The sequence below is a fragment of the Burkholderia sp. LAS2 genome, from assembly GCF_018417615.1.
In the GTDB taxonomy this organism is placed as follows: Bacteria; Pseudomonadota; Gammaproteobacteria; order Burkholderiales; family Burkholderiaceae; genus Burkholderia; species Burkholderia sola.
This window is the reverse complement of record NZ_CP071052.1, coordinates 1,049,328-1,072,019: the sequence shown is the minus strand read 5'-3', so window position 1 is coordinate 1,072,019 and position 22,692 is coordinate 1,049,328. Positions and strand designations below refer to the sequence as shown.

The window sequence follows — 22,692 nt, the reverse complement described above, 5'->3', positions numbered from 1 at the left end:
GCCGAGGGCGCCCGTCGCCGGCGTGGCGCAATCAGTGCGCGGCCACGTTGTAGAAGGTCACGAGGTCGGCTTTCTCCTGCGGACGCGACGTATCGTCGAGATAGACCATGTGCCCGCCCTGATAGTCCTTGATCGTCAGGTTCGGTTGCGTGCCGAGCCGCGCGAGGTCGAGCTCGGTCTGGTAGAACGGCGTCGCGATGTCGTGATAGCCGTTCAGCGACAGCACCTTCAGCGCCGGGTTCAGCGTCAGCGCCGCGGCCAGATCGGGGATCGTGTCGGGCATCGCGAGGCCGTCGTGCGTCCAGTCCCACGTGTTGATCGCATTGCTGCTCACCGAGTAGGCCGACTGCGCGGTGTACTTCAGCTCGTTCGGCAGGTAGCTGCCGATCGTGTCGGTGAACGGCTTCGTGATGAACGAGCTGGACGGATCGCCGTCGGCCGCGAGCGGGCTCGACACGGGCACGTTCACGCGTGCGTCATAGCGGCCGATCAGCGTGCCCGGCACCAGCGACAGCTGGAAGCTGTTGTCGAAGAAGGTCGGGACCACGTTGAAGTCCGCATTCCACAACGCCTGCTTCACGCCGGTCGAATTCGCCATCGTCGTGACGAGATTCGGCGGCGGCGGCGTATGGCTCGCGAGGTACGCGTTCACGGCGGGCGCGTAGCTGCCGGCCGTCAGCAGCCGCATCTGGTCCGCATACTGCGGCAGGTTCGACGGGTTCGGGTTGTCGAGCTGGTAATACGCGCCGACCGTGCCATACGACGGCACGAAGCCCGCGCAACTCACCGGGCTCGCGCCGTTGTTCGAGTTGCCGACATAGTCGCTCGCCATGTCGCAGTTCGTGTTGTAGTTCAGGATCGACGACTGCAGCACGATGCCGTCGAGCTTCACGCCGGCCGTCTCGAGCAGGTTCGCGAGCACGTCGGTGCGCGGCGTCCCGTACGATTCGCCGAACAGGTATTTCGGCGAATCGTTGCGCTGGTTCACGCTCAGGTAGCGCGTCACGAAATCGCGGAACGCGCCGGCGTCCTGGTCGACGCCCCAGAACGTCTGGTTCGTGTTCGGCGCGACCGCTTCCGAGAAGCCGGTGCCGATCGCATCGACGAACACGAGGTCGGTCGTGTCGAGCAGGGTTTCCTGGTTGTCGACGAACGGGAACGTCGACGCGTTCGCGTTCGGGTCGCCGGTCTGGATCCGGCGCGGGCCGAACGAGCCGAGGTGCAGCCACACCGACGCCGAGCCGGGGCCGCCGTTGTACAGGAACGTGACGGGCCGCTTCGCCGCGGGCTGGTTGTCGGCCGTGTACGCGACGTAGAAGAACGAGGCCTCGGGCGCGCCCGTCTGCGGATTGCGTGCGACGAGGTGGCCGGCCGTGGCCGTGTACCGGATCGTCTTGCCGTTCAGCGTGATCTGATGGTGCGTGACGGCGGCCTTTTCGACCGCGGTGGAGGCATCGAGCGACGCGTTCGCGCTCGACGAATAACTGTTTGGATCGTTGTACGCGCGGTCGACCTGACCGGCAGGGTCGGCTGAATTGGCGGCGCTCGCTGCAGACGACGACGTCACGTCGTCATTGCAGGCCGTCAGTATCAGCGAAGAACACACCACTCCCAACAACAGCTTCGCTTTGCTCGCTGGCATCGTTGCGTCCCTTCTCGCATGTTTTTTTGTCGAGCAGCCGGATAAGCCGCCCCCGCCTCGATTGCGGCCGATGAGCCGAGGCGCCGGCCAATATACGCGAGCCCGCCGGCTTTGAAAAATTTGGAAATATTCGGCGCGCAAGCAGTGCAGCGCACACCTTTCAGGAATGCTTCGATTCGCGAAACGTTGCATTTCACGTCGCTTTCATCGACTTTCGCGTTTACTGGTAACGACTAAAAAAGCACCCGTTTCGTGCGATGACGCTCAACAAAAACATGCACTCGCCGATATTGCTCAGCAAAGCGAAATAGACGAATTCGTCTAAAGGATGCGGCCCGAAAGGGTGATGACACGAATGCGCTGCAACGCAGCAATCCTGCGCGAACGGCAGAACGGACAACGCAGCGATGCGGGCGCGCCGCTTACTCGGATTGCGGCAGCTCGGCCGCGCCCATCCGGCGTGCGATGATCGCCGCACGCTGCGCCTGGTAGGCCGAGCCGCGATGCGCATCGAACCAGCGCGGCTTCGGCAGCATCACCGCGAGACGCGCCGACTGCCACGCGCCGAGCCGGCTCGCGGGAATCTTGTAGTAATAGCGGGCGGCCGCTTCCGCGCCGTACACGCCGCGCCCCCATTCGACCGAATTCAGGTAGATCTCGAAAATGCGCTCCTTGTCGAGCACCGTTTCGAGCATCCACGTGATGATCAGCTCCTGCCCCTTGCGGATGTAGCTTTTCTCGCGCGACAGGAACAGGTTGCGTGCGAGCTGCTGCGTGATCGTCGAGCCGCCCGCGACGATCCTGCCGCGCGCCTTGTTCTTCTCCCACGCCTGCAGGATCGCGTCGACGTCGTAGCCGTTGTTGGTCGCGAAGGTCGAATCTTCGGACGCGATCAGCGCGCGCTTCAGGTTGCGCGAGATCTGGTCGTACGGCACCCACTGGTGCCGGATCTGCGCGGGCGGCGTGTCGCGCGACAGCCACCACGCGTCGGTGCGCATGAACGCGGTCGAGCCGGGATTCACGAACGACCACAGCGCGATCTGCGCGAGATAGAACAGCTGCGTCGCGAGCCACGCGAGCGCGAACACCGATCCCGCATAGACGATCCAGCGCGCGATGCTCACCGTCCGCGTGCGCTGCGTGCCGCTCACCGCCGCCACGTGCCGCGCTCCGTTCAGCTCGCCGCGAGCGCCTGGCGCAGCGCGGCCAGCACCGGTGCGCCGTCCGGCCGCACGCCGCGCCAGATGAAGAACGATTCGGCCGCCTGCTCGACCAGCATCCCGAGCCCGTCGGCCGTGCGCGCGCCGAGCGACGCCGCGTGCTGCATGAACACGGTCGGCTGCGCGCCGTACATCATGTCGTACGCGAGCGTGCCGGCGCCGAACGCGGCCGCGTCGCATTCCGGCAGCGCGGCATCGAGGCTGCCGGCCGTCGCATTGATCACCACGTCGTACGGCTCGGCCCGCACGACGCCGGGCCCGCCGCCCGCGAGCATGCAGCCCGCATCGTGCGCGGCCTGCATGAACTGGCCGACGAGCGCCTCGGCCTTGCTCGCGGTGCGATTGACGATTCCGATCGACAGCGGCGCGCGGTCGAGCAGCGGCAGCACGACACCGCGCGCGGCGCCGCCCGCGCCGAGCAGCAGGATGCGCGCACCCGCGAGCGACACGCCGAGATTCGCTTCGATGTCGCGCACGAGGCCCACGCCGTCGGTGTTGTCGCCGTAAAGGCGGCCGTCGGCGTCGATGCGCAGCGTGTTCACCGCGCCTGCCGCCGCCGCGCGCGGCGACAGCGTGTCGGCGAGCGCATGCGCGTCGAGCTTGAACGGCACCGTCACGTTCGCGCCGCGACCGCCTTCGGCGACGAACGCGCGCACGGCGGCCTCGAATCCGTCGACCGGCGCGAGCCGGTGCGCGTACTCGATCGGCTCGCCGGTCTGGGCGGCGAACTGCGCGTGGATGAACGGCGACTTGCTGTGCGCCACCGGGTTGCCGAACACGACATAGCGGTCCGTGCCGCTCGTCGACGCAACTGCGTTCATGATGCGCGTCCCTCTTCGCCGTCGTTGCCGCTCGCGGCTTCGCCGCCCTGTGCCGCCGCGTCGCCCGATTCGGCCAGCGCTTCGGCCTCGGTTTGCGCCGACGCGTCTTCCGCGTCGACCAGCGTGTCGTCGCCGCCTTCGGCATCATCCTCTTCGTCGGCCTCGGCCGTATCGCCGCTCGTCACGGTCGGCGCGTCGAGCACGTTCAGCAGACGCACCGACGCCTCGATCGTCAGTTCGTCGAGCGACATCACGTCGAGCAGCACGCGCGTGCCGCGCGCATGCACGCCGAGTCCCGGCACGTGCAGCAGCAGCGGGATTTCCTCGAGGCGCACGAGATCGCCCTTGACGACGCTCGCGACGACCTGCTTCTTCTGCTCCTGCTTGAGCCAGCGCAGGCACCAGAAGTACTCCATCCGGCGCTGGTAGTCGGCGTAGGCCGTGTACGTATCGTCGAAGCCCTGCACGACCGCGTAGAGATCGGCGTCCTTCGGCTTGAACGGCGCGGCGAGCTTCGCGGTGACGCCGTGCTGCACGCACGCGAGCAGTTGCCACTGGTTCACGAGGTCGACGTAGCGGCGCAGCGGCGACGTGCTCCACGCGTACTGCGCGACGCCGAGGCCTTCGTGCGGCGCGGCCGTCGTCTGCATCCGCGTGCGCTTCGGGCCCGGCGCGCCGAAGCCGCGCTGGGACCGGTAGATGCCGGGCACCGTGTGATCGTGCAGGAACGCGCCCCAGGTCGAGTTCGCGAGGATCGCGAGCTCCGACACGATCAGGTCGAGCGGCGAGCCGCGGCGGCGCGGCGTGATCGTCACGTGCTCGCCTTCGACGTAGAAGTTGTAGTCGGTGTTGCGCTGCACTTCGCGCTTCAGGCCGTAGCCCGCGCGCGCGACCTGGCGCTTCTCGAACAGCGCCTGCGCGAGCGGCCACAGCACGGCGATGTCGTCCTTGTGCGGGTAGTCGCCGGTGCCGGCCGCGAGCGTCTCTTCGTTGACGAGCTCGTCGAGCGTGTTGTGGCGCAGGTTGTTCTTCACGAACACGAGCTCGGCGCGGGTCTCGTTCGCGACGATGTCCTGCGTGTCGCGGTTCACGATGATGTACAGCGACAGCGCCGGCCGGTAATCGCCCTCTTTCAGCGTGAACACGTCGACGACGTCGTCCGGCAGCATCGTGATCTTGTCGCCCGGCATGTAGACGGTCGACAGCCGCGCGCGCGCGATCGCGTCGACCGGATCGCCGCGCACGATGCCGAGCGCCGGCGCCGCGATGTGCACGCCGATCCGCACCCGGCCGTCGGCCAGGTGCTCGACCGAGAAAGCGTCGTCGATTTCGGTCGTCGTGATGTCGTCGATCGAGAACGCCTCGACGTTCGCGCGCGGCAGGTCGTCCGGCAGCGGGCCGACCGTGACGGGCGGAAAGCCGGTGCCGTGCGGGAAAAATTCCGCGAGGAAGCGCGCTTCGTGCAGCGCACGCGGCGACTCGATGCCGCCGCAGTCGAGCATCAGCCGCGCCGGCGACACGCCGCGCGCGCCGGCCGCCGCTTCCATCGCCTTGTATTCGATCGAATTCTTGTCCGGCCGCGTCAGCAGCCCGAGCACCTTGCCCGCGAACGCTTCCGGCAGCTTGCCCGCGCTTCAGCTCTTCTTCATACTGCGCCTGCACGAGCGCCTGCTGGCGCTTGCGCTCGAGCGACGCGAGCGCCATCTTGAGCTGCTCTTCCGGCGCGCGCTGGTACTGGCCGCGCCCCTTGCGGCGGAAATAGACGGGCGAGCCGTGCAGCCGCAGCACCAGCGCCGCGCGCTCGACCGGGCCGTACGTCGCGCCGAAGTATTCGGCGGCGAGCGCCGATACGCGAACTCGTCGGCCGGCGCGCATTCCCACAGGAAGTCCAGATCGATCTGCTGCGCGGCCGTGTCGGCCTCCTGCATCAGTTCGCCTGCAGCCGGCTTGTCGAATTCGATCAGCACGTCTTTCGCGCGCACCTTCGCGCGCCGCCCGCCGGGCAACTCGACCTGAAATGCGTCGCCCTGGCGCGACAGCACGCTGCCCGCCTTGAAACTGCCCGATTCCTCGAAGAAAACGTTCACTCAGTACTCTCGTTCAGACTGCCGGGCGCCGCGTCGGCGGCGCCGCATGATGATGGGAATTCGATTGGCACGTGGCCGGTTTATGACGTCTTTCCGTCGCAAAACGCGAGAACGTCGTCGACATAGTCGGCAAATTCGCTGATTCCGTGGTCGCTGCCGTCGATCACGCGGGTTTTCGCGCCCGGGTAATGGGCGAGCATCTCGCGGTAATCGAGCACTTCGTCGCCGGTCGCCGCGAACAGATAGTAGCGGTCGGCGCGCGTGATCGCCGGCACGCGCAGCGCGTCGAGTTCGTGCAGGTGGCGGCGCTCGACGACGATCGTGCCGCCGCCGTGCCACAGCGGCTGCTCGCCCAGATGTTGTTCCAGATCCCGCTGCGGCACGATCGCCGGATTCAGCAGCACGGCTTTCCAGCCATGCTTTTCGGCGAGCCACGTCGCGTAATACCCGCCGAGCGAGCTGCCGATCACGGTCACGTCGCGTGCGCCCGCGACCTCGGCTTCCGCCACCGCGATCGCCTCCAGCGGCGACACCGACAGCGACGGGCACCGCCACTCGTCGGCGCGGCCGAGTTCGGCCATCCGCGCGGCGAGCAGCCGCGACTTCTGCGATTCCGGCGACGACCGGAAGCCGTGCAGATACAGGATCACGGGCGGCTCCCGAGCGCGTCGAGCAGCTTCTGGTGCACGCCGCCGAAGCCGCCGTTGCTCATCACGAGCACGTGGTCGCCCGGACGCGCGGCCTCGACCACCGCCTTCACCAGCAGATGCAGATCGTCGAATGCGCGCGCGCGCTCGCCGAGCGGCGCGAGCGCCTCGGCGAGATTCCAGCCGAGCGCATCGCGCCCGGTCGGCGCGCCGTAGCCGAACACGAGATCGGCATCGGCCAGGCTCGCCGGCAGTTGCGACTTCATCACGCCGAGCTTCATCGTGTTCGAGCGCGGCTCGAGCACGGCGAGGATGCGGGCATTCTGGCGGCCGATGCGCGCACGAAGACCGGCGATCGTGGTATCGATCGCGGTCGGATGGTGCGCGAAATCGTCGTAGACGGTCGCGCGTCCACGCTGCCGCGCACTTCCATGCGGCGCTTCACGTTGCGGAACGACGCGAGGGAAACCGCAGCCTGCGCCGGCGGCACGCCGACGTGGCGCGCGGCGGCGATCGCCGCGAGCGCGTTCATCCGGTTGTGGTCGCCCTGCACCTGCCACGCGACTTCGCCGACGCGCTCGGCTTGGCGATACACCGCGAAGCGTTCGTCGACCGGCACGCCGTCCTCGGCCGGCAGCGCCTGCCAGCCGCCGTCGACGCCGAAACGCTCGACCTCGCTCCAGCAGCCGCGCGCGAGCACGCGCTCGAGCGCATCCGAGCGGCCGTTCGTGACGATCCGCCCGACGCCCGGCACGGTGCGCACGAGATGGTGGAATTGCGTCTCGATCGCGGCGAGATCGGGGAAGATGTCGGCGTGATCGAATTCGAGGTTGTTCAGTACCGCGGTGCGCGGCCGGTAGTGCACGAACTTCGAGCGCTTGTCGAAGAATGCCGTGTCGTACTCGTCGGCTTCGATCACGAAGAAGCTCGAATCGGTGAGCCGCGCGGACACGCCGAAGTTCAGCGGCACACCGCCGATCAGGAAGCCCGGGTTCAGGCCGGCATCTTCCAGCAGCCATGCGAGCATCGACGACGTGGTCGTCTTGCCGTGCGTGCCCGCGACCGCGAGCACCCACTTGCCGGCGAGCACGTGCTCGCCGAGCCACTGCGGACCCGACACGTAAGGCAGGCCGCGATCGAGGATTGCCTCCATCAGCGGATTGCCGCGCGTGACGACGTTGCCGATCACGAACAGGTCCGGTTTCAGGTCGATCTGCTCGGCGCCGTAGCCCTCGATCAGCGTGATGCCCTGCGCCTCGAGCTGCGTGCTCATCGGCGGATAGACGCCCGCGTCGCAACCCGTCACCGTGTGGCCCGCCTCGCGTGCGAGTACGGCGAGACCGCCCATGAAGGTGCCGCAGATGCCAAGAATGTGGATGTGCATAGAGGAATGCTTTCGCGCCGCCGGGCGCCGTCGATTCGGAAAGGATGCGTGTGCGGCGCGCCGGCGAGGCCGTCCGGCCGGCGCCCGGCCAACGACCTGGCCGCGACACAAAGAGCAGTATTGTAACTGACGGCCTGCGATGCCCGGCGGCCCGAACGATGCGCGCGAGCAGCGCCGACGCCCTCGGACGGCGGGCCGCCGCACCCGCGCTCGGGCGCCGTGGCGATCGAGTATGATTGCCGGATCATGTCTCGCAAACCTCTTGTCGACCCGCGGCGCGTCCGCGAGGAAATCGCCCAGTCCGCCGCCCGCCTGATCGCGGAGGACGGCCAGGACTATGCCGGCGCGAAGCGCAAGGCCGCGCGCCAGTTACTGGGCGATTCGCGCGTTGCCGGCGAATGGCTGCCGGATAACGACCAGATCGAGGAAGAACTGCGCGAGTACCTCGCGCTGTTCCAGAGCGACACGCAGCCGGACGAACTGCGCCGCCTGCGTGAAATCGCGCTCGACTGGATGGGCCGGCTCGCCGAGTTCCATCCTTATGTGACGGGCGCCGTGCTGAACGGCACTGCGAACGCGCATTCGGATATCCATTTGCAGGCCTTCACCGACAACCCGAAGGACGTCGCGATCTACCTGCTGAACCAGAACGTCCAGTACGACGTGTCCGAGACGCGGCATTTCGCGGGCCGCGGCGACGTCGAGACGCTCAGTTTCCTGTGGCGCCCGCGGCGCGACGTGGATGCGATCGGCATCCATCTTGCGCTGTATGCGAGCGACGACCTGCGCGGCGCGGTGAAGGCCGACGCGCGGCCGCGTCGCCCGCGCGGACGCCGCGGCGCTGCGCGCGCTCGTCGATGCAGGCCAGGCTCCTTCCGAACCGGAATGATTCAACGATGATGATGAAACGCATGTTGGCGCTCGCGGTGGTCGCGGCCGCCGCCATCGCCGGCGGGCTCGCCGCCGGCCACTGGTTCCGCGGCGGCAGCGCCGACGACGGTGTCGCCGTCGCCGCGCCGGCCGCCCACGGCAATCCGGTCGACCAGCTGTGGGCGTCGTCGCTGACCGGCGTCGACGGCAAGCCGGCGTCGCTCGCTTCCTTCAAGGGCCAGAAGGTTGTGGTCAATTTCTGGGCGTCGTGGTGCGGCCCGTGCGTCGAGGAAATGCCCGAGCTCGTCGCGCTGTCACATCAGTACAAGCAGAAAGGCATCCGTTTCGTCGGAATCGGCGTCGATTCCGGGCAGAACGTGAAGAACTTCCTGCAGAAGGTGAAGGTCGACTATCCAGTCTTCGTCAGCGGCTACGCAGGCGCCGATCTGGCCCGAAATTTCGGAAATACCGCCGGCGCGCTGCCGTTTACCGTCGTCATCGACGAAACCGGCAAGATTCGCGAGACAAAATTGGGACAAATCCAACCGGCCGAGCTGAAAAAGACGCTCGACGCACTGTAATCGGTCCGAACGGCAGCCCGCACGTTGGCGGCGATTTGCAGGTCGATCGCGGCAATTTCGCGTGAATTCGCGGATACTTTGCGCCCGCGCCGGTAATTCTTGCAGGTCCGGCGCGCCTGGCCGTTCGGCAAAACTAGACAAATTTCTCTAAATAGCGCTAAAGTTCGCGCAATTCCGCAGAAATAGAAGCGACCATGACACGATTGCTGGTGTTGCACGGCCCCAACCTGAACCTTCTCGGCACCCGGGAACCGGAGGTGTACGGCCGCGTCACGCTCGCGCAGATCGATCAGGCGCTTGCCGCGCGCGCCCGGGAAGCCGGCGCCGAACTGTCGTCGTTCCAGAGCAACCATGAAGGCGCGCTGGTCGACCGCATCCAGGCCGCGCGGGAGGAACAGACCGATTTCATCCTGATCAATCCGGCCGCGTATCGCACACGAGCGTTGCGATCCGGGACGCGATCGCCGGTGTCGGCATCCCGTTCGTCGAGGTTCACTTGTCGAACGTGCATCGCCGCGAAGCGTTCAGGCACCACTCCTACTTTTCCGACCAGGCCGAAGGCGTGATCTGCGGGCTCGGCTGGAAAGGTTATCTGTACGCGCTCGAGTACGCGCTGGACAAGCTGCAAGGCGCGTCGCGCGGCTGATTTCGCGATCTAGATTCAGCGCCGGCCCCTCACCGGCGCTTTCACGTATTGAAAGGGGAATTCCCGATGGATCTTCGTAAGCTGAAAACTCTGATCGACCTCGTTTCCGAATCCGGCATCTCCGAGCTGGAAGTGACGGAAGGCGAAGGCAAGGTGCGCATCGTCAAGAACGCGCCGCCGGTCTACGTGCAGCCGACGGCTGGGTATGCCCCGCAAGTCAGCGCGCCGGCTCCGTCGGCCGCGCTGCCGACCGACGGCGCGGCGCCGGCCGCCGGCGCAGCCGCCGCACCGGCCGTCCCGCAGGGACACGTCGTGACGTCGCCGATGGTCGGCACGTTCTATCGCGCGCCGTCGCCGGGCGCCGACCCGTTCGTGCAGGCCGGCGACACGGTCAAGGAAGGCCAGACGATCTGCATCATCGAAGCGATGAAGCTGCTCAACGAGATCGAGTCGGACAAGGCCGGCGTGATCAGGAAATCCTCGTCGAGAACGGCCAGGCCGTCGAATACGGCCAGCCGCTTTTCGTGATCGGCTAAGCCCGCCGCGCGGCCCTGCCGGCCGCGCGCCGCCGAGATGCTCGCCAGGCGCCGTTCGCGCGCCCCTCGAAGAGACGAATACTCGCTATGTTTGAAAAAATCCTCATTGCCAACCGCGGTGAAATCGCGCTGCGCATCCAGCGCGCGTGCCGCGAACTCGGCGTCAAGACGGTGGTCGTGTACTCGGAAGCCGACAAGGAAGCCAAGTACGTGCGCCTCGCCGACGAAGCCGTCTGTATCGGCCCGGCCCCGTCGAACCTGAGCTACCTGAACATGCCGGCGCTGATCAGCGCCGCGGAAGTCACCGACGCCGAGGCGATCCACCCCGGCTACGGCTTCCTGTCCGAGAACGCCGATTTCGCGGAGCGCGTCGAGCAGTCGGGCTTCACGTTCATCGGCCCGCGCCCGGAAACGATCCGCATGATGGGCGACAAGGTCACCGCGAAGCAGACGATGATCAAGACCGGCGTGCCGTGCGTGCCGGGCTCGGAAGGCGCGTTGCCGGACGATCCGAAGGAGATCGTCAAGATTGCGCGCGCGATCGGCTATCCGGTCATCATCAAGGCGGCGGGTGGCGGCGGCGGGCGCGGGATGCGGGTCGTGCACACCGAAGCCGCGCTCGTCAACGCGGTCAACATGACCCGCGAGGAAGCCGGCCGTGCGTTCGGCAACCCGCAGGTGTACATGGAGAAGTTTCTCGAGAACCCGCGCCATATCGAGATCCAGGTGCTGTCGGACGCGCACAAGAACGCGATCTGGCTCGGCGAGCGCGACTGCTCGATGCAGCGCCGCCACCAGAAGGTGATCGAGGAAGCGCCGGCGCCCGGCATTCCGCGCCGCCTGATCGACCGCATCGGCGATCGCTGCGCGGACGCATGCAAGAAGATGGGCTACCTCGGCGCGGGCACGTTCGAATTCCTGTACGAAAACGGCGAGTTCTACTTCATCGAGATGAACACGCGCGTGCAGGTCGAGCACCCGGTATCGGAACTGATCACCGGCGTCGACATCGTGCAGGAACAGATCCGCATCGCGGCCGGCGAGAAGCTCACGCTGCGCCAGCGCGACATCCAGTTCCGCGGACATGCGATCGAATGCCGGATCAACGCCGAAGATCCGTTCAAGTTCACGCCTTCGCCGGGCCGGATCACGTCGTGGCATACGCCGGGCGGCCCCGGCGTGCGCGTCGATTCGCACGCCTACAATGGCTATTTCGTGCCGCCGAACTATGATTCGATGATCGGCAAGCTGATCACCTACGGCGCGACACGCGAGCAGGCGATCCGCCGGATGCGCATCGCGCTGTCGGAAATGGTCGTCGAAGGCATCCAGACCAACATCCCGCTGCACCGCGAGCTGATGATCGACGCGAAGTTCGTCGAAGGCGGCACCAGCATCCATTACCTCGAAAACCGGCTCGCGCAGAAGCAGCAGGTCGCACCGGAAGAAGCGTAAGCATGAGTTATCGCGAACTCGTCGTCGAACTGGCCCGCGAGCATGCGGAGGCCCTGTCCGACGCACTGCTCGATCTCGGCGCGCTGTCGGTGTCCGTCGAGGACGCCGACGCCGACACGCCCGACGAACAGCCGCTCTTCGGCGAGCCGGGCCTCGTGCCCGATCGCACCGCGTGGCAGCACTCGCGCGTGGTCGCGCTGCTGTCGGCCGATCACGAGCCGGCCGTGCTGCTCGCGGCGGCCGCGAACGAGATCGGCCTCGCCGAGACGCCCCGGTTCGTCGTGCGCGAAGTCGAGGAGCAGGACTGGGTGCGGCTCACGCAGTCGCAGTTCGAGCCGATTCCGATCGGCGAGCGGATCTGGGTCGTGCCGTCGTGGCACGACGCGCCCGATCCCGATGCGCTCGTCCTCGAGCTCGACCCCGGCCTCGCATTCGGCACCGGCAGCCATCCGACGACCCGTCTGTGCATGGAGTGGCTCGAGCAGTCGGTGAAGCCCGGTCAGTCGGTGCTCGACTACGGCTGCGGCTCGGGCATTCTCGCGATCCTCGCGAAGAAATGCGGGGCGAACCCCGTGATCGGCATCGACATCGATCCGCAGGCAGTCGAATCGGCGCGCCAGAACAGCGAACGCAACCGGGCGGAAGTTACGTACGGGCTGCCCGATGCGTGCCCGGACGGCGAATTCGACATCGTCGTCGCGAACATCCTGTCGAATCCGCTGAAGCTGATGGCGTCGATGCTCGCATCGAAGGTCAAGCCGGGCGGGCGCATCGCGCTGTCGGGCGTGCTCGCGCGCCAGGCGGACGAAGTCGCGGCCGTTTATGCGCGCTACGTCGACATTTCGGTCTGGCGCGAACACGAAGGCTGGGTATGCCTTGCCGGAACGCGCCGCGAAAGCCATTAGAATAGCGCTGTCCTTCACTCTGGCCAGCAGGCCGCCCGGCTCGACATGCTTCTTGCGACGCGCTGCCCTCATTGCGAAACCGTCTTCCGGCTGCAGCAGGAACAGCTCTCGCTGCATCAGGGGCTCGTGCGCTGCGGCCATTGCCACGAAGTCTTCAACGCCGCCGAATCGCTCGTTCCCGAGTACGCGCCGCAGCCCGAGCCGGCATTAACCGAGCCGGCTGCCGCGCCGCACGGCGGCGGCGACGCGCATCCGCAGCAGGCCGCCCCGGCCCGGCTGTTCACCGCCGACGCGCCGCCCGAATTGCCGACCGGCGCCGATTACAAGCCGGAAGGCTGGGACATGTGGGCGCCGTGGCTCGACGCCGGCGTCGATCCGTCGCTGCAGCACAGCGTCGAGACCGTGCGAACCGAGCCGTTGATACCGCTCGCGCTGCCGTCCACGGAAGCGGGCGTCGTCCACCTGTCGGGTACGCCCGAGCCGTTCGCGTCGTCGCCGGCCGAGCTCGATGCTTCGGCTGCCGTCGAGCAACCGGCCGAACCGCATTCGCCGCAGACGCGGCACGAACCGCACGAAACCGAAGAAGCCGCGCCGTCGCCCGTACCCATCGCGCCCGTCGAGCGCGATCCGCGCGAGCCCCGCTTCGTCGCTCACGTTCCGTCCGACACGGAAACCGCCGCCGGACCGGTCGAACCCGCGCCGATCGAACCCGTCGTCCCCGCGCACTTCGTGGCGCCGGACGACGAACGCGCGCCGCGCGAACCCCGTTTCGCGTTCACGCCCGCACCGGCCTTCACCGAAGCCGAGACCGCATCGGAACCCGGCACCTTCACCCGGCACGACAACGCGTCGACCGCGGCGGCAACCGATGAACCAGTCGCCCGGACGGTCACCCAACCGCCGGCCCAGCCCGACGTCCAACCGGTCGCCCAGCCGGTCGCCCAGCCGGTCGCCCCCTTCCCCGCCGCCCTGACCGACGACGATCGCCCGCACTTCGCCGTCACGCGCGAGACGCGCGCGCCGCAGCGACGCGGGATGCTCGGCGGCTTTTTCGGCGGCCTCGTCGCGGCCGCGCTGGTCGGGCTGCTCGTCGCGCAACTGGCGTGGTGGCAGCGCGAGACGCTGATGATCTACTGGCCCGTCACACAGGGCTGGTTCCGGCAGGCGTGCGCGCCGCTCGGCTGCACGGTCACGCCGCCGCGCGCGATCGACGGGCTGCGGCTCGACCCGACCGACCTGCGCCAGCTCGACGGCCCGCGCGAGCTCGAACTGAAGGTGCCGCTGACGAACCGCTACCGCGTCGCGCTCGCATACCCGTCGCTCGAACTCACGCTGCTCGACGACACCAATCACGTCACCGTGCGCCGCGTGCTCGCGCCGCGCGACTACGTGCGCCCGGGCACGCCGATCGACGCCGGGCTGCCGCCCGGCACGACGCAGACGATGGTCGTCCGCCTCGAAACGAACGGCACGCCCGCCTCGAATTTCCGCGTCCAGATCTTCTATCCGTGACGCGCCGCGGCGCGCTTGCGCGCCCGTCTCAACCCGCGCGCCCGAGCGGCGCGCTATTTCGGAGCACGAACATGAGCAAAGTTACGCTGGGTGGCAACCCGATCGATCTCGCCGGCACGTTCCCGGCCGTCGGCGCGCAAGCCGCCGATTTCAAGCTGGTCGGCAAGGATCTCGCCGATCTGACGCTTGCCAGCTTCGCCGGCAAGCGCAAGGTGCTGAACATCGTGCCGAGCCTCGACACGCCGACCTGCGCGACGTCGACCCGCAAGTTCAACGAAGCCGCGTCGTCGCTCGACAACACGGTCGTGATCGTCGTGTCCGCCGACCTGCCGTTCGCCGCCACGCGCTTCTGCACGACCGAAGGCCTCGCGAACGTCGTGACGGCATCGACGTTCCGCACCGGCCGCGCGTTCGCGAACGCCTACGGCGTCGACGTGACGAGCGGCCCGCTGAACGGCCTGACCGCACGCGCGGTGGTCGTGCTCGACGCGCAGGACAAGGTGATCCATGCGGAACTCGTCGGCGAAATCAAGGACGAGCCGAACTACGATGCAGCGCTCGCCGCACTGAAGTAAGCTTTCTTCCGCTTTCCCCTGCCGCGCCGCGCCCTTCGCGCGGCGTTGTCGCGCAGGGCCCCTCATTTCTACAGGAACGCACACCTTGGCTACGCTGATTTGCGGCTCGATCGCCTACGACTCCATCATGACCTTCGAAGGGCGGTTCCGCGAGCACATCCTGCCCGACCAGGTGCACCTCATCAACCTGAGCTTCCTCGTGCCGACGATGCGCCGCGAATTCGGCGGCTGCGCGGGCAACATCGCCTACGCGCTGCACCTGCTCGGCGGCGATGCGCGCATCATGGCCACGATGGGCGCGTTCGACGCGCAGCCGTATCTCGATCGGTTCGACCAGCTCGGCCTGCGCCGCGATCACGTTCGCGTGCTACCCGATACGTACACCGCGCAAGCGATGATCACGACCGATCTCGACAACAACCAGATCACCGCGTTCCACCCGGGCGCGATGATGCAGTCGCACCTGAACCACGCGGGCGACGCGCCGGACATCAAGCTGGCGATCGTCGGTCCGGACGGCTTCGACGGGATGGTGCAGCACGTGGAAGAGCTCGCCAAGGCCGGTGTGCCGTTCGTGTTCGATCCGGGCCAGGGCCTGCCGCTGTTCGACGGTGCGACGCTGCGCCGCAGCATTGAACTTGCGACCTATGTCGCGGTCAACGACTACGAGGCCAAGCTGGTGAGCGACAAGACGGGATGGTCCGAAGATGAAATCGCCAGCCGGGTCGACGCGCTCGTCATCACGCGTGGCGAGCACGGCGCGACCATCCGCCACAAGCAGGGTGCGGAGCAGATTCCGGTCGTGCCGGCCGAGCGCATCGCCGATCCGACCGGCTGCGGCGACGCCTTCCGGGGCGGCCTGCTGTACGGCATCGAGCACGGCCTCGACTGGGCAACCACCGGCCGCCTCGCGAGCCTGATGGGCTCCGTCAAGATCGCCCATCAAGGGCCCCAGACTTACGACCTGACGCGCGCCGAAATCGACGCACGCTTCGAGACTGCGTTCGGTTACAGTCTCAAATGAATATTGTGGGAGAGCAAAGATGTTGACGAAAAAACCCTCACGCTCGCGGCCATGCTGGCGGCCACGCTGACTCTCGCCGGCTGCTTCACGGCACCCGGTTCGGCGGATGTCTATAGCGTCGGCCAGGCGCAGCGCGAACAGACGGTCCGCATGGGCACGGTCGAAAGCGTCCGTGCGGTGCGCATCCAGTCCGACGGCGGCGGCAGCGCGATCGGCACGCTCGGCGGCGGCGCGCTCGGCGCGGTCGCGGGCAGCGCGATCGGCGGCGGCAAAGGCTCGATCCTGACGGCGATCGCCGGCGGCCTCGTCGGCGCGGTCGCGGGTAACGCGGTCGGCGAAAACCTCAGCACGGCGAACGGTGTCGAAATTACCGTGCGCCTCGACAACGGCGATCTGCGCTCGATCACGCAGGCAGCCAGCGGCGAAGCGTTCCGCGCCGGCGAGCGCGTACGCCTGCTGTCGAGCGGCGGCGTCACGCGCGTCACGCACTAACCGGTATCCTCAGCGCGCGGCGCAAGCCGCGGTCGAACGCATGTGCGAAGCCGCACATGCGTTTTTTCGTCCATGCGCTTTCGTCCACGTTCGCGTCGGCCGGCCGATCGACGACCCATGCGGACGAAAAAAATCCCGCCATCTGAGCCAGATGGCGGGATTGATTGAGTAGCGCTACTCAACCCACGGACACCACGTGCGTGTCCGGGTGATGCTGCTCAGCCGCGATTACGGACGGCTGCCGGTCGGGAACGGCCATGCGGCTGCCGGGTTGAGCGCGGTCTTCACGCCCGATGCCGGCGCAACCGATGCGGTCGACGCGGTCGTTGCCGGCGCAGCCTTCTTCACGACGGCCTTCTTCGGCGCAGCAGCCTTCTTCGCCGGTGCGGCAGCCGTCTTCGCAGGGGCAGCCTTCTTGGCGGGCGCAGCCTTCTTCGCGGCAGCCTTCTTCGCAGGCGCGGCCTTCTTGGCAGCAGCCTTCTTCGCCGGCGCAGCCTTCTTCGCAGCAGCCTTCTTCGCCGGTGCGGCCTTCTTGGCGGCAGCCTTCTTCGCCGGTGCCGCCTTCTTCGCGGCAACCTTCTTCACTGCGACTTTCTTGGCTGCAACCTTCTTCGCAGCGGCCTTCTTGGCCGGTGCCGCCTTCTTCGCTGCGACCTTCTTGGCTGCAACCTTCTTCGTTGCGACCTTCTTTGCAGCGACCTTCTTTGCAGCGGCCTTCTTCGCCGGTGCTGCCTTCTTCGCGGCAACCTTCTTCACCGCGACCTTCTTCGCAGCAACCTTCTTCACTGCGGCCTTCTTCGCCGGCGCAGCAGCCTTCTTCGCAACGGTCTTCTTGGCAGCAACCTTCTTAGCAGCCGGTTTCTTCTTGGCAGTAGCCATGTTGTTCTCCTTCAGGTTCAGATGAGAGTCAGTTCAAACTACACCCTTCGTCAAAACCCGCTTCCCGCGGACGCTGTTCAGGACGTGCGCTTCGAAGCGGGCTATTCATCGGCGTACGCAGATACCGCGCGCTTACGCTAATGAATACGGTATGGCGCGCGTGACCCCATGGCCTCGCACGCCAAATCAAGTCGGTAGCCGGCGCACCTCGCGCCGCTACCCCTAATCGCTTGATCAAGCGGACCGCCACACGGCCGTCCGCTTTTTCCGGAGGGAAGTTTGCCCATCCCACTGAAGGGTTCGCAAAGTGCCTGTCGTATCGTTGGGCCGTTAAGGCACCGGGCATGCTTTGCATCAGGCGTTCTTGCTCCTAAACCTTGGGCCAGGGCCGAGAGGCCACCGGCTGCTCCATCATGTAACGGGTTCGCTGCTGCGGGTTATTCCCAGGACAGCGCGCCCCCCGTCTGATACTCGATCACACGCGTCTCGAAGAAGTTGCGTTCCTTCTTCAGGTCGATCATCTCGCTCATCCACGGGAACGGGTTTTCCTCGTTCGGATACAGCGGGTCGAGGCCGATCTGCTGGCAACGGCGGTTGCTGATGAAGCGCAGATAGCTCTTGAACATCGACGCGTTCAAACCCAGCACGCCGCGTGGCATCGTGTCCTCGGCGTAGCGGTATTCGATTCGACAGCCTGCTTGAACAGCTCGCGGATCTCGGCGCGGAATTCCGCGGTCCACAGATGCGGGTTCTCGAGCTTGATCTGGTTGATCAGGTCGATGCCGAAGTTGCAGTGCATCGACTCGTCACGCAGGATGTACTGGTATTGCTCTGCAGCACCCGTCATCTTGTTCTGGCGGCCGAGTGCGAGGATCTGCGTAAACCCGACATAGAAGAACAGGCCTTCCATGATGCAGGCGAACACGATCAGCGACTTCAGCAGCTTCTGATCCGCTTCGAGCGTGCCGGTCTTGAAGGCCGGGTCCGTCAGCGTATGAATGAACGGGATCAGGAATTCGTCCTTCGCGCGGATCGACGTGACCTCGTGATACGCGTTGAAGATCTCGCCTTCGTCGAGGCCGAGCGATTCGACGATGTATTGGTACGCGTGCGTGTGGATCGCTTCCTCGAACGCCTGGCGCAGCAGGAACTGCCGGCACTCCGGCGCCGTGATGTGGCGGTACGTGCCGAGCACGATGTTGTCGCCGCGAGCGAATCGGCCGTCACGAAGAAGCCGAGGTTGCGCTTCACGATGCGGCGCTCGTCCTCGGTCAGACCGTTCGGGTCCTTCCACAGTGCGATGTCGCGGGACATGTTGATTTCCTGCGGCATCCAGTGGTTCGCGCAACCGGCCAGATACTTTTCCCACGCCCACTTGTACTTGAACGGCACCAGCTGATTGACGTCAGTCTGGCCGTTGATGATGCGCTTGTCGGCGACATTGACCCGCGCTTCCGACCCGCCGGCGGGAACAGCCGATGCTTGCGGCGGCACCGCAAGATCGCCTTCGAAAATGTCGCGGACCTGATGGGCGGCAGGCGTTGCAGCCTGCATTCCGACAGCCATCCCGGCGGAGGTGCGCATCGCGTTTTGCTGCGCTCCGCTCGCGGGGGTTACGGCAGTCTTCTCGTCATCCCAGTTGAGCATAAATTCTCACCATCAATTTAGAACGGTTTGTACCATCTTTTCCTGAGCGATAAAAGGGTTCGCTCACGAAAAATCCTTTTTCGATTCGCGTTGCGACCTCGATACAACACTTTGAGCAACGCATCGTCGTTCATGCAGCGCGCGATGTGAGTCGCGCGTGTATCGCGAGGTGCGCTCGACGCATCGAACGCCGATCGAAACGCGACGCCGTCGGAGATGTTTCGATCGCTTGTCATTGCCTGCAACGCAGGTGTCGCGTTACAGATTCCTTATCATTTTTTTAGTTGAGCGCGGCGCACACTTCAACCTCGATCGGTCGTCGTGTGCGCCGCGCAGGCCTGCTTCTCAGGTCAGGCGCACTGCGTTACTGGCACGCTTCGCACTCGTCGAAGCCGGGGTCGCCCGGACGCATCGTGCACACCGGACCATCCGCTTCGACCGGCGCGAGTGCCGGCGCCGCGTTGACCGCGCCCGACGACGCACCGCCGCCCGCCGCACCGAAGCCGCCCGCCGCGCCTTGCGCGCCGCCGCTGCTCGAGCCGCCACCCGCACCGCCCGTCGGCACTGCGTTCAGCGCGCCGTGTGCGACCGTCGACTTCTCGACGTGCGTCGCCGCCATCGTGCGGAGGTAGTAGGTCGTCTTCAGGCCGCGCAGCCATGCGAGCTTGTAGGTCTCGTCGAGCTTCTTGCCCGACGCGCCGCCCATGTAGATGTTCAGCGACTGCGCCTGGTCGATCCACTTCTGGCGACGCGATGCCGCTTCGACCAGCCACGTCGGGTCGACCTCGAACGCGGTCGCGTAGATCGCGCGCAGGTCGGCCGGGATGCGGTCGATGCGCGACAGCATGCCGTCGAAATACTTCAGGTCGGCGACCATCACTTCGTCCCACAGGCCGCGTTCCTTCAGATCGCGGACGAGGTACTCGTTCACCACCACCGTGAATTCGCCCGACAGGTTCGACTTCACGTACAGGTTCTGGAAGGTCGGCTCGATACAGGCCGACACGCCGATGATGTTCGAGATCGTCGCCGTCGGCGCGATCGCGACGCAGTTCGAGTTGCGCATGCCGTGCGCGGCGATCCGCGAACGCAGCGTCGTCCAGTCGAGCGATTCCGACGTGTCGACCTCGACGTAGCCGCCGCGCGCCTCCGTCAGCAGCTTCAGCGTGTCCTGCGGGAGGATGCCGCGATCCCACAGCGAGCCGCGGTAGCTCGAGTAGCGGCCGCGCTCTTCGGCCAGCTCGGTCGACGCGTAGTACGCGTAGTAGCAGACGGCTTCCATCGAACGGTCGGCGAACTCGACCGCCTCTTGCGACGCGTACGGCGTGCGCAGCAGGTGCAGGCAGTCCTGGAAGCCCATGATGCCCATGCCGACCGGGCGGTGCTTCAGGTTCGAGTTACGCGCCTTCGGCACCGCGTAGTAGTTGATGTCGATCACGTTGTCGAGCATGCGCATCGCGACGCTGATCGTGCGCTTGAGCTTGTCGTGGTCGAGCGCGTAGCTGCCGTCGGCCTGCTTCACCAGGTGGGCGACGAGGTTCACCGAGCCCAGGTTGCACACCGCGATTTCGGTGTCGCTCGTATTCAGCGTGATTTCCGTGCACAGGTTCGACGAATGGACGACGCCGACGTGCTGCTGCGGCGAGCGCACGTTGCACGGATCCTTGAACGTGATCCACGGGTGGCCCGTCTCGAACAGCATGCCGAGCATCTTGCGCCACAGCTGCTGCGCCGGGATCTTCTTGAACAGCTTGATCTCGCCGCGCGCGACCTTGTCTTCGTAAGCCGTGTAAGCCTTCTCGAATTCGGCGCCGAACTTGTCGTGCAGGTCCGGGCAGGTCGACGGCGAGAACAGCGTCCAGTCGGCGCCTTCCATCACGCGCTTCATGAACAGGTCGGGAATCCAGTTCGCCGTGTTCATGTCGTGCGTACGGCGACGGTCGTCACCGGTGTTCTTGCGCAACTCCAGGAACTCCTCGATGTCGAGGTGCCACGATTCGAGGTACGCGCAGACCGCGCCCTTGCGCTTGCCGCCCTGGTTCACCGCGACGGCCGTGTCGTTCACGACCTTCAGGAACGGCACCACGCCTTGCGACTTGCCGTTCGTGCCCTTGATATGCGAGCCGAGGGCGCGCACGCGCGTCCAGTCGTTGCCGAGGCCGCCGGCGAACTTCGACAGCAGCGCGTTTTCCTTCAGCGCTTCGTAGATGCCGTCGAGATCGTCCGCGACCGTCGTCAGGTAGCACGACGACAGCTGCGAGCGGTGCGTGCCCGAGTTGAACAGCGTCGGCGTCGAGCTCATGAAGTCGAAGCTCGACAGCACGTTGTAGAACTCGATCGCGCGCGTTTCGCGGTCGATCTCGTTCAGCGACAGGCCCATCGCGACGCGCATGAAGAATGCCTGCGGCATTTCGATGCGGGTGCCTTCGACGTGCAGGAAGTAGCGGTCGTACAGCGTCTGCAGGCCGAGGTAGCCGAACTGCAGGTCGCGGTTCGCGTCGAGCGCTTCGCCGAGGCGCTTCAGGTCGAACTGCAGCAGCTTGTCGTCGAGCAGGCCGGCGTCGACGCCGCGCTTCAGGAACTGCGGGAAGTATTCGGCGTAGCGGGTCGACATCTCGGCCTGCACGACTTCCTCGCCGAGAATCTCGCGACGGATCGTGTGCAGCAGGATGCGGGCCGTGACCTGGCTGTACGCCGGGTCCTTTTCGATCATCGTGCGCGCCGCGAGGATCGCCGAGTCGTAGACCTGGCTCATCGGCACGCCGTCGTACAGGTTCTTCACCGTCTCCGCGACGATCGGGTCAGGGTTAACCGCAGCGCCGAGGCCGTCGCACGCCGACACGATCAGCGCGCGCAGCGCGTTCAGGTCGAGCGGGCGCGTGACGCCGTTGTCGACGACGTTGATGCCGGTGGTCGACTCGCCGCCCGCTGCCGCCGCTTCCTCGCCCGCATGCTGGCGCTCGAGGTGACGCTTCTCGCGATACAGCACGTACGCACGCGCGACGTTGTGCTCGCCGCCGCGCATCAGCGCGAGTTCGACCTGGTCCTGGATGTCTTCGATATGGAACGTACCGCCGTTCGGGCGGCTGCGCACGAGCGCGCGAACGACGTTGTGCGTCAGTTGTTCGACCTGCTCGCGCACGCGCGCGCCGATGCCGCGCCCTGCCCGCCATTGACGGCCAGGAAAGCCTTGGTCACCGCGATCGCGATCTTCGAAGGTTCGAACGACACCACGCTGCCGTTGCGGCGGATCACCTTGTAGTCGGCGAACGTGGCCTGCGGCGCGAGCGCCTTCGCGCCCTGTTCGGTCCCGCCGAGCGGACGGCTCGAGGCGCTCTCGTACTGGGACGTCGCGTTGTCGGTGGTTTGCATGTGCAAAGCTCCTGGTGTTGGATGGTGCGGAGAGAACCGCGGATTAAAACGAACGCTGCGCAATGCGGTGCGCGAGCGGTAAGAGGCGAGCGATGCGCCGGGGAAGCCGGTTCGGTCGATGCGCGACAACCCAGCCGGTCGTGTGCTTCGTCATGTGTACCCTGCCCCGTCGATGTTCGCTGCGCTGGTCGCGACGCCCGGACCGCCCGGCCTGACGCGCCGCCGTGAGAACCCTGTCCGCCGACGTTGCCCGCCGGCCGGTGCCGCTCGGGTTTTCCCCTGCGACACACCTATATCTAGTACAGAACTACTCAACTGGCACCAAGTATAGTGGACATTCGGAGGACGTCCAAACGGATAATTTGCGGCGAAGGTCTTGACATCGCTCGCGCGCAGA

General features: G+C 66.4%; 13 protein-coding genes and 7 pseudogenes. 10 read left to right on the top strand and 10 right to left on the bottom strand.

Annotated features, from left to right (window positions below; all coding sequences use genetic code 11):
• Positions 1–31: 31 nt before the first annotated feature.
• The 6 genes and pseudogenes from JYG37_RS05005 to mpl all read right to left on the bottom strand — a co-directional run bounded on the left by JYG37_RS05005 (position 32) and on the right by mpl (position 7,801).
• Positions 32–1,642, bottom strand: coding sequence for a S10 family peptidase (locus tag JYG37_RS05005; protein ID WP_176015577.1), 1,611 nt, complete (start codon positions 1,640–1,642; stop codon positions 32–34).
• A 422-nt stretch (positions 1,643–2,064) separates the two neighbouring features.
• Entirely contained in the window at positions 2,065–2,802 is a 738-nt protein-coding gene (mtgA, locus tag JYG37_RS05000; RefSeq protein ID WP_089488161.1) for a monofunctional biosynthetic peptidoglycan transglycosylase, read from the bottom strand.
• Between the two features lie 14 nt (positions 2,803–2,816).
• On the bottom strand, positions 2,817–3,683 hold the full coding sequence (gene aroE, locus JYG37_RS04995; protein ID WP_050013862.1) for a shikimate dehydrogenase: 867 nt from the start codon (positions 3,681–3,683) through the stop codon (positions 2,817–2,819).
• A pseudogene (locus JYG37_RS04990) lies at positions 3,680–5,770 on the bottom strand (RNB domain-containing ribonuclease). The gene aroE and the pseudogene JYG37_RS04990 overlap by 4 nt, the downstream one beginning before the upstream one ends.
• Before the next feature lie 80 nt (positions 5,771–5,850).
• Complete coding sequence (locus JYG37_RS04985) at positions 5,851–6,420, bottom strand: YqiA/YcfP family alpha/beta fold hydrolase (protein WP_050013864.1); 570 nt, start codon at positions 6,418–6,420, stop codon at positions 5,851–5,853.
• A pseudogene (mpl, locus tag JYG37_RS04980) lies at positions 6,417–7,801 on the bottom strand (UDP-N-acetylmuramate:L-alanyl-gamma-D-glutamyl-meso-diaminopimelate ligase). Before mpl ends, JYG37_RS04985 begins: the two are co-directional and overlap by 4 nt.
• A 246-nt stretch (positions 7,802–8,047) precedes the next feature.
• On the opposite strand from mpl, the pseudogene JYG37_RS04975 reads away from it, so the two are divergent.
• The 10 genes and pseudogenes from JYG37_RS04975 (at position 8,048) to JYG37_RS04930 (ending at position 16,397) form a co-directional block, all read left to right on the top strand.
• Positions 8,048–8,690 (top strand): annotated as a pseudogene (locus JYG37_RS04975) (UDP-N-acetylmuramate--alanine ligase).
• A 7-nt stretch (positions 8,691–8,697) separates the two neighbouring features.
• Positions 8,698–9,252: a TlpA family protein disulfide reductase gene (locus JYG37_RS04970; RefSeq protein ID WP_089488160.1), complete on the top strand. Its 555-nt coding sequence runs from the start codon at positions 8,698–8,700 to the stop codon at positions 9,250–9,252.
• Positions 9,253–9,446: 194 nt separating this feature from the next.
• Positions 9,447–9,898, top strand: a pseudogene (aroQ, locus tag JYG37_RS04965) (type II 3-dehydroquinate dehydratase).
• A gap of 66 nt (positions 9,899–9,964) precedes the next feature.
• Positions 9,965–10,434, top strand: a pseudogene (gene accB, locus JYG37_RS04960) (acetyl-CoA carboxylase biotin carboxyl carrier protein).
• 87 nt (positions 10,435–10,521) lie between these two features.
• Entirely contained in the window at positions 10,522–11,889 is a 1,368-nt protein-coding gene (gene accC / locus JYG37_RS04955) for an acetyl-CoA carboxylase biotin carboxylase subunit (protein WP_050013869.1), read from the top strand.
• Between the two features lie 2 nt (positions 11,890–11,891).
• Entirely contained in the window at positions 11,892–12,794 is a 903-nt protein-coding gene (gene prmA / locus JYG37_RS04950; protein WP_050013870.1) for a 50S ribosomal protein L11 methyltransferase, read from the top strand.
• A 45-nt stretch (positions 12,795–12,839) separates the two neighbouring features.
• Positions 12,840–14,306 (top strand): zinc-ribbon and DUF3426 domain-containing protein, encoded by a 1,467-nt coding sequence (locus tag JYG37_RS04945; RefSeq protein ID WP_213345918.1) that lies wholly within the window; start codon positions 12,840–12,842, stop codon positions 14,304–14,306.
• Positions 14,307–14,377: 71 nt separating this feature from the next.
• On the top strand, positions 14,378–14,881 hold the full coding sequence (tpx, locus tag JYG37_RS04940; protein ID WP_050013872.1) for a thiol peroxidase: 504 nt from the start codon (positions 14,378–14,380) through the stop codon (positions 14,879–14,881).
• An 85-nt stretch (positions 14,882–14,966) separates the two neighbouring features.
• The gene (locus JYG37_RS04935; protein WP_176015581.1) at positions 14,967–15,905 is read left to right on the top strand and encodes a carbohydrate kinase family protein; all 939 of its coding nucleotides are present in this window, start codon (positions 14,967–14,969) and stop codon (positions 15,903–15,905) included.
• 51 nt (positions 15,906–15,956) lie between these two features.
• Positions 15,957–16,397: an outer membrane lipoprotein gene (locus JYG37_RS04930; RefSeq protein ID WP_213345917.1), complete on the top strand. Its 441-nt coding sequence runs from the start codon at positions 15,957–15,959 to the stop codon at positions 16,395–16,397.
• A 228-nt stretch (positions 16,398–16,625) separates the two neighbouring features.
• Here JYG37_RS04930 and JYG37_RS04925 read toward each other — a convergent pair whose 3' ends face one another.
• The 4 genes and pseudogenes from JYG37_RS04925 to JYG37_RS04910 form a co-directional block, all read right to left on the bottom strand.
• Positions 16,626–17,276: a histone H1-like DNA-binding protein gene (locus JYG37_RS04925; protein WP_089488157.1), complete on the bottom strand. Its 651-nt coding sequence runs from the start codon at positions 17,274–17,276 to the stop codon at positions 16,626–16,628.
• 28 nt (positions 17,277–17,304) lie between these two features.
• Positions 17,305–17,631, bottom strand: a complete 327-nt coding sequence (locus JYG37_RS04920; RefSeq protein WP_080334256.1) for a hypothetical protein — start codon at positions 17,629–17,631, stop codon at positions 17,305–17,307.
• Between the two features lie 82 nt (positions 17,632–17,713).
• Positions 17,714–18,830: pseudogene (locus JYG37_RS04915) on the bottom strand (ribonucleotide-diphosphate reductase subunit beta).
• Positions 18,831–19,287: 457 nt separating this feature from the next.
• Positions 19,288–22,295, bottom strand: a pseudogene (locus tag JYG37_RS04910) (ribonucleoside-diphosphate reductase subunit alpha).
• Positions 22,296–22,692: the final 397 nt, after the last annotated feature.

What these genes read in the sequence shown, in the direction of transcription:
- aroE (WP_050013862.1), bottom strand. Translation starts at nt 3,683, where the DNA reads ATGAACGCAGTTGCGTCGACGAGCGGCACGGACCGCTATGTCGTGTTC.
- JYG37_RS04920 (WP_080334256.1), bottom strand. Translation starts at nt 17,631, where the DNA reads ATGCAAAGCATGCCCGGTGCCTTAACGGCCCAACGATACGACAGGCAC.
- accC (WP_050013869.1), top strand. Translation starts at nt 10,522, where the DNA reads ATGTTTGAAAAAATCCTCATTGCCAACCGCGGTGAAATCGCGCTGCGC.
- prmA (WP_050013870.1), top strand. Translation starts at nt 11,892, where the DNA reads ATGAGTTATCGCGAACTCGTCGTCGAACTGGCCCGCGAGCATGCGGAG.
- JYG37_RS04925 (WP_089488157.1), bottom strand. Translation starts at nt 17,276, where the DNA reads ATGGCTACTGCCAAGAAGAAACCGGCTGCTAAGAAGGTTGCTGCCAAG.
- tpx (WP_050013872.1), top strand. Translation starts at nt 14,378, where the DNA reads ATGAGCAAAGTTACGCTGGGTGGCAACCCGATCGATCTCGCCGGCACG.
- JYG37_RS05005 (WP_176015577.1), bottom strand. Translation starts at nt 1,642, where the DNA reads ATGCCAGCGAGCAAAGCGAAGCTGTTGTTGGGAGTGGTGTGTTCTTCG.
- JYG37_RS04945 (WP_213345918.1), top strand. Translation starts at nt 12,840, where the DNA reads ATGCTTCTTGCGACGCGCTGCCCTCATTGCGAAACCGTCTTCCGGCTG.
- JYG37_RS04970 (WP_089488160.1), top strand. Translation starts at nt 8,698, where the DNA reads ATGATGATGAAACGCATGTTGGCGCTCGCGGTGGTCGCGGCCGCCGCC.
- JYG37_RS04930 (WP_213345917.1), top strand. Translation starts at nt 15,957, where the DNA reads ATGCTGGCGGCCACGCTGACTCTCGCCGGCTGCTTCACGGCACCCGGT.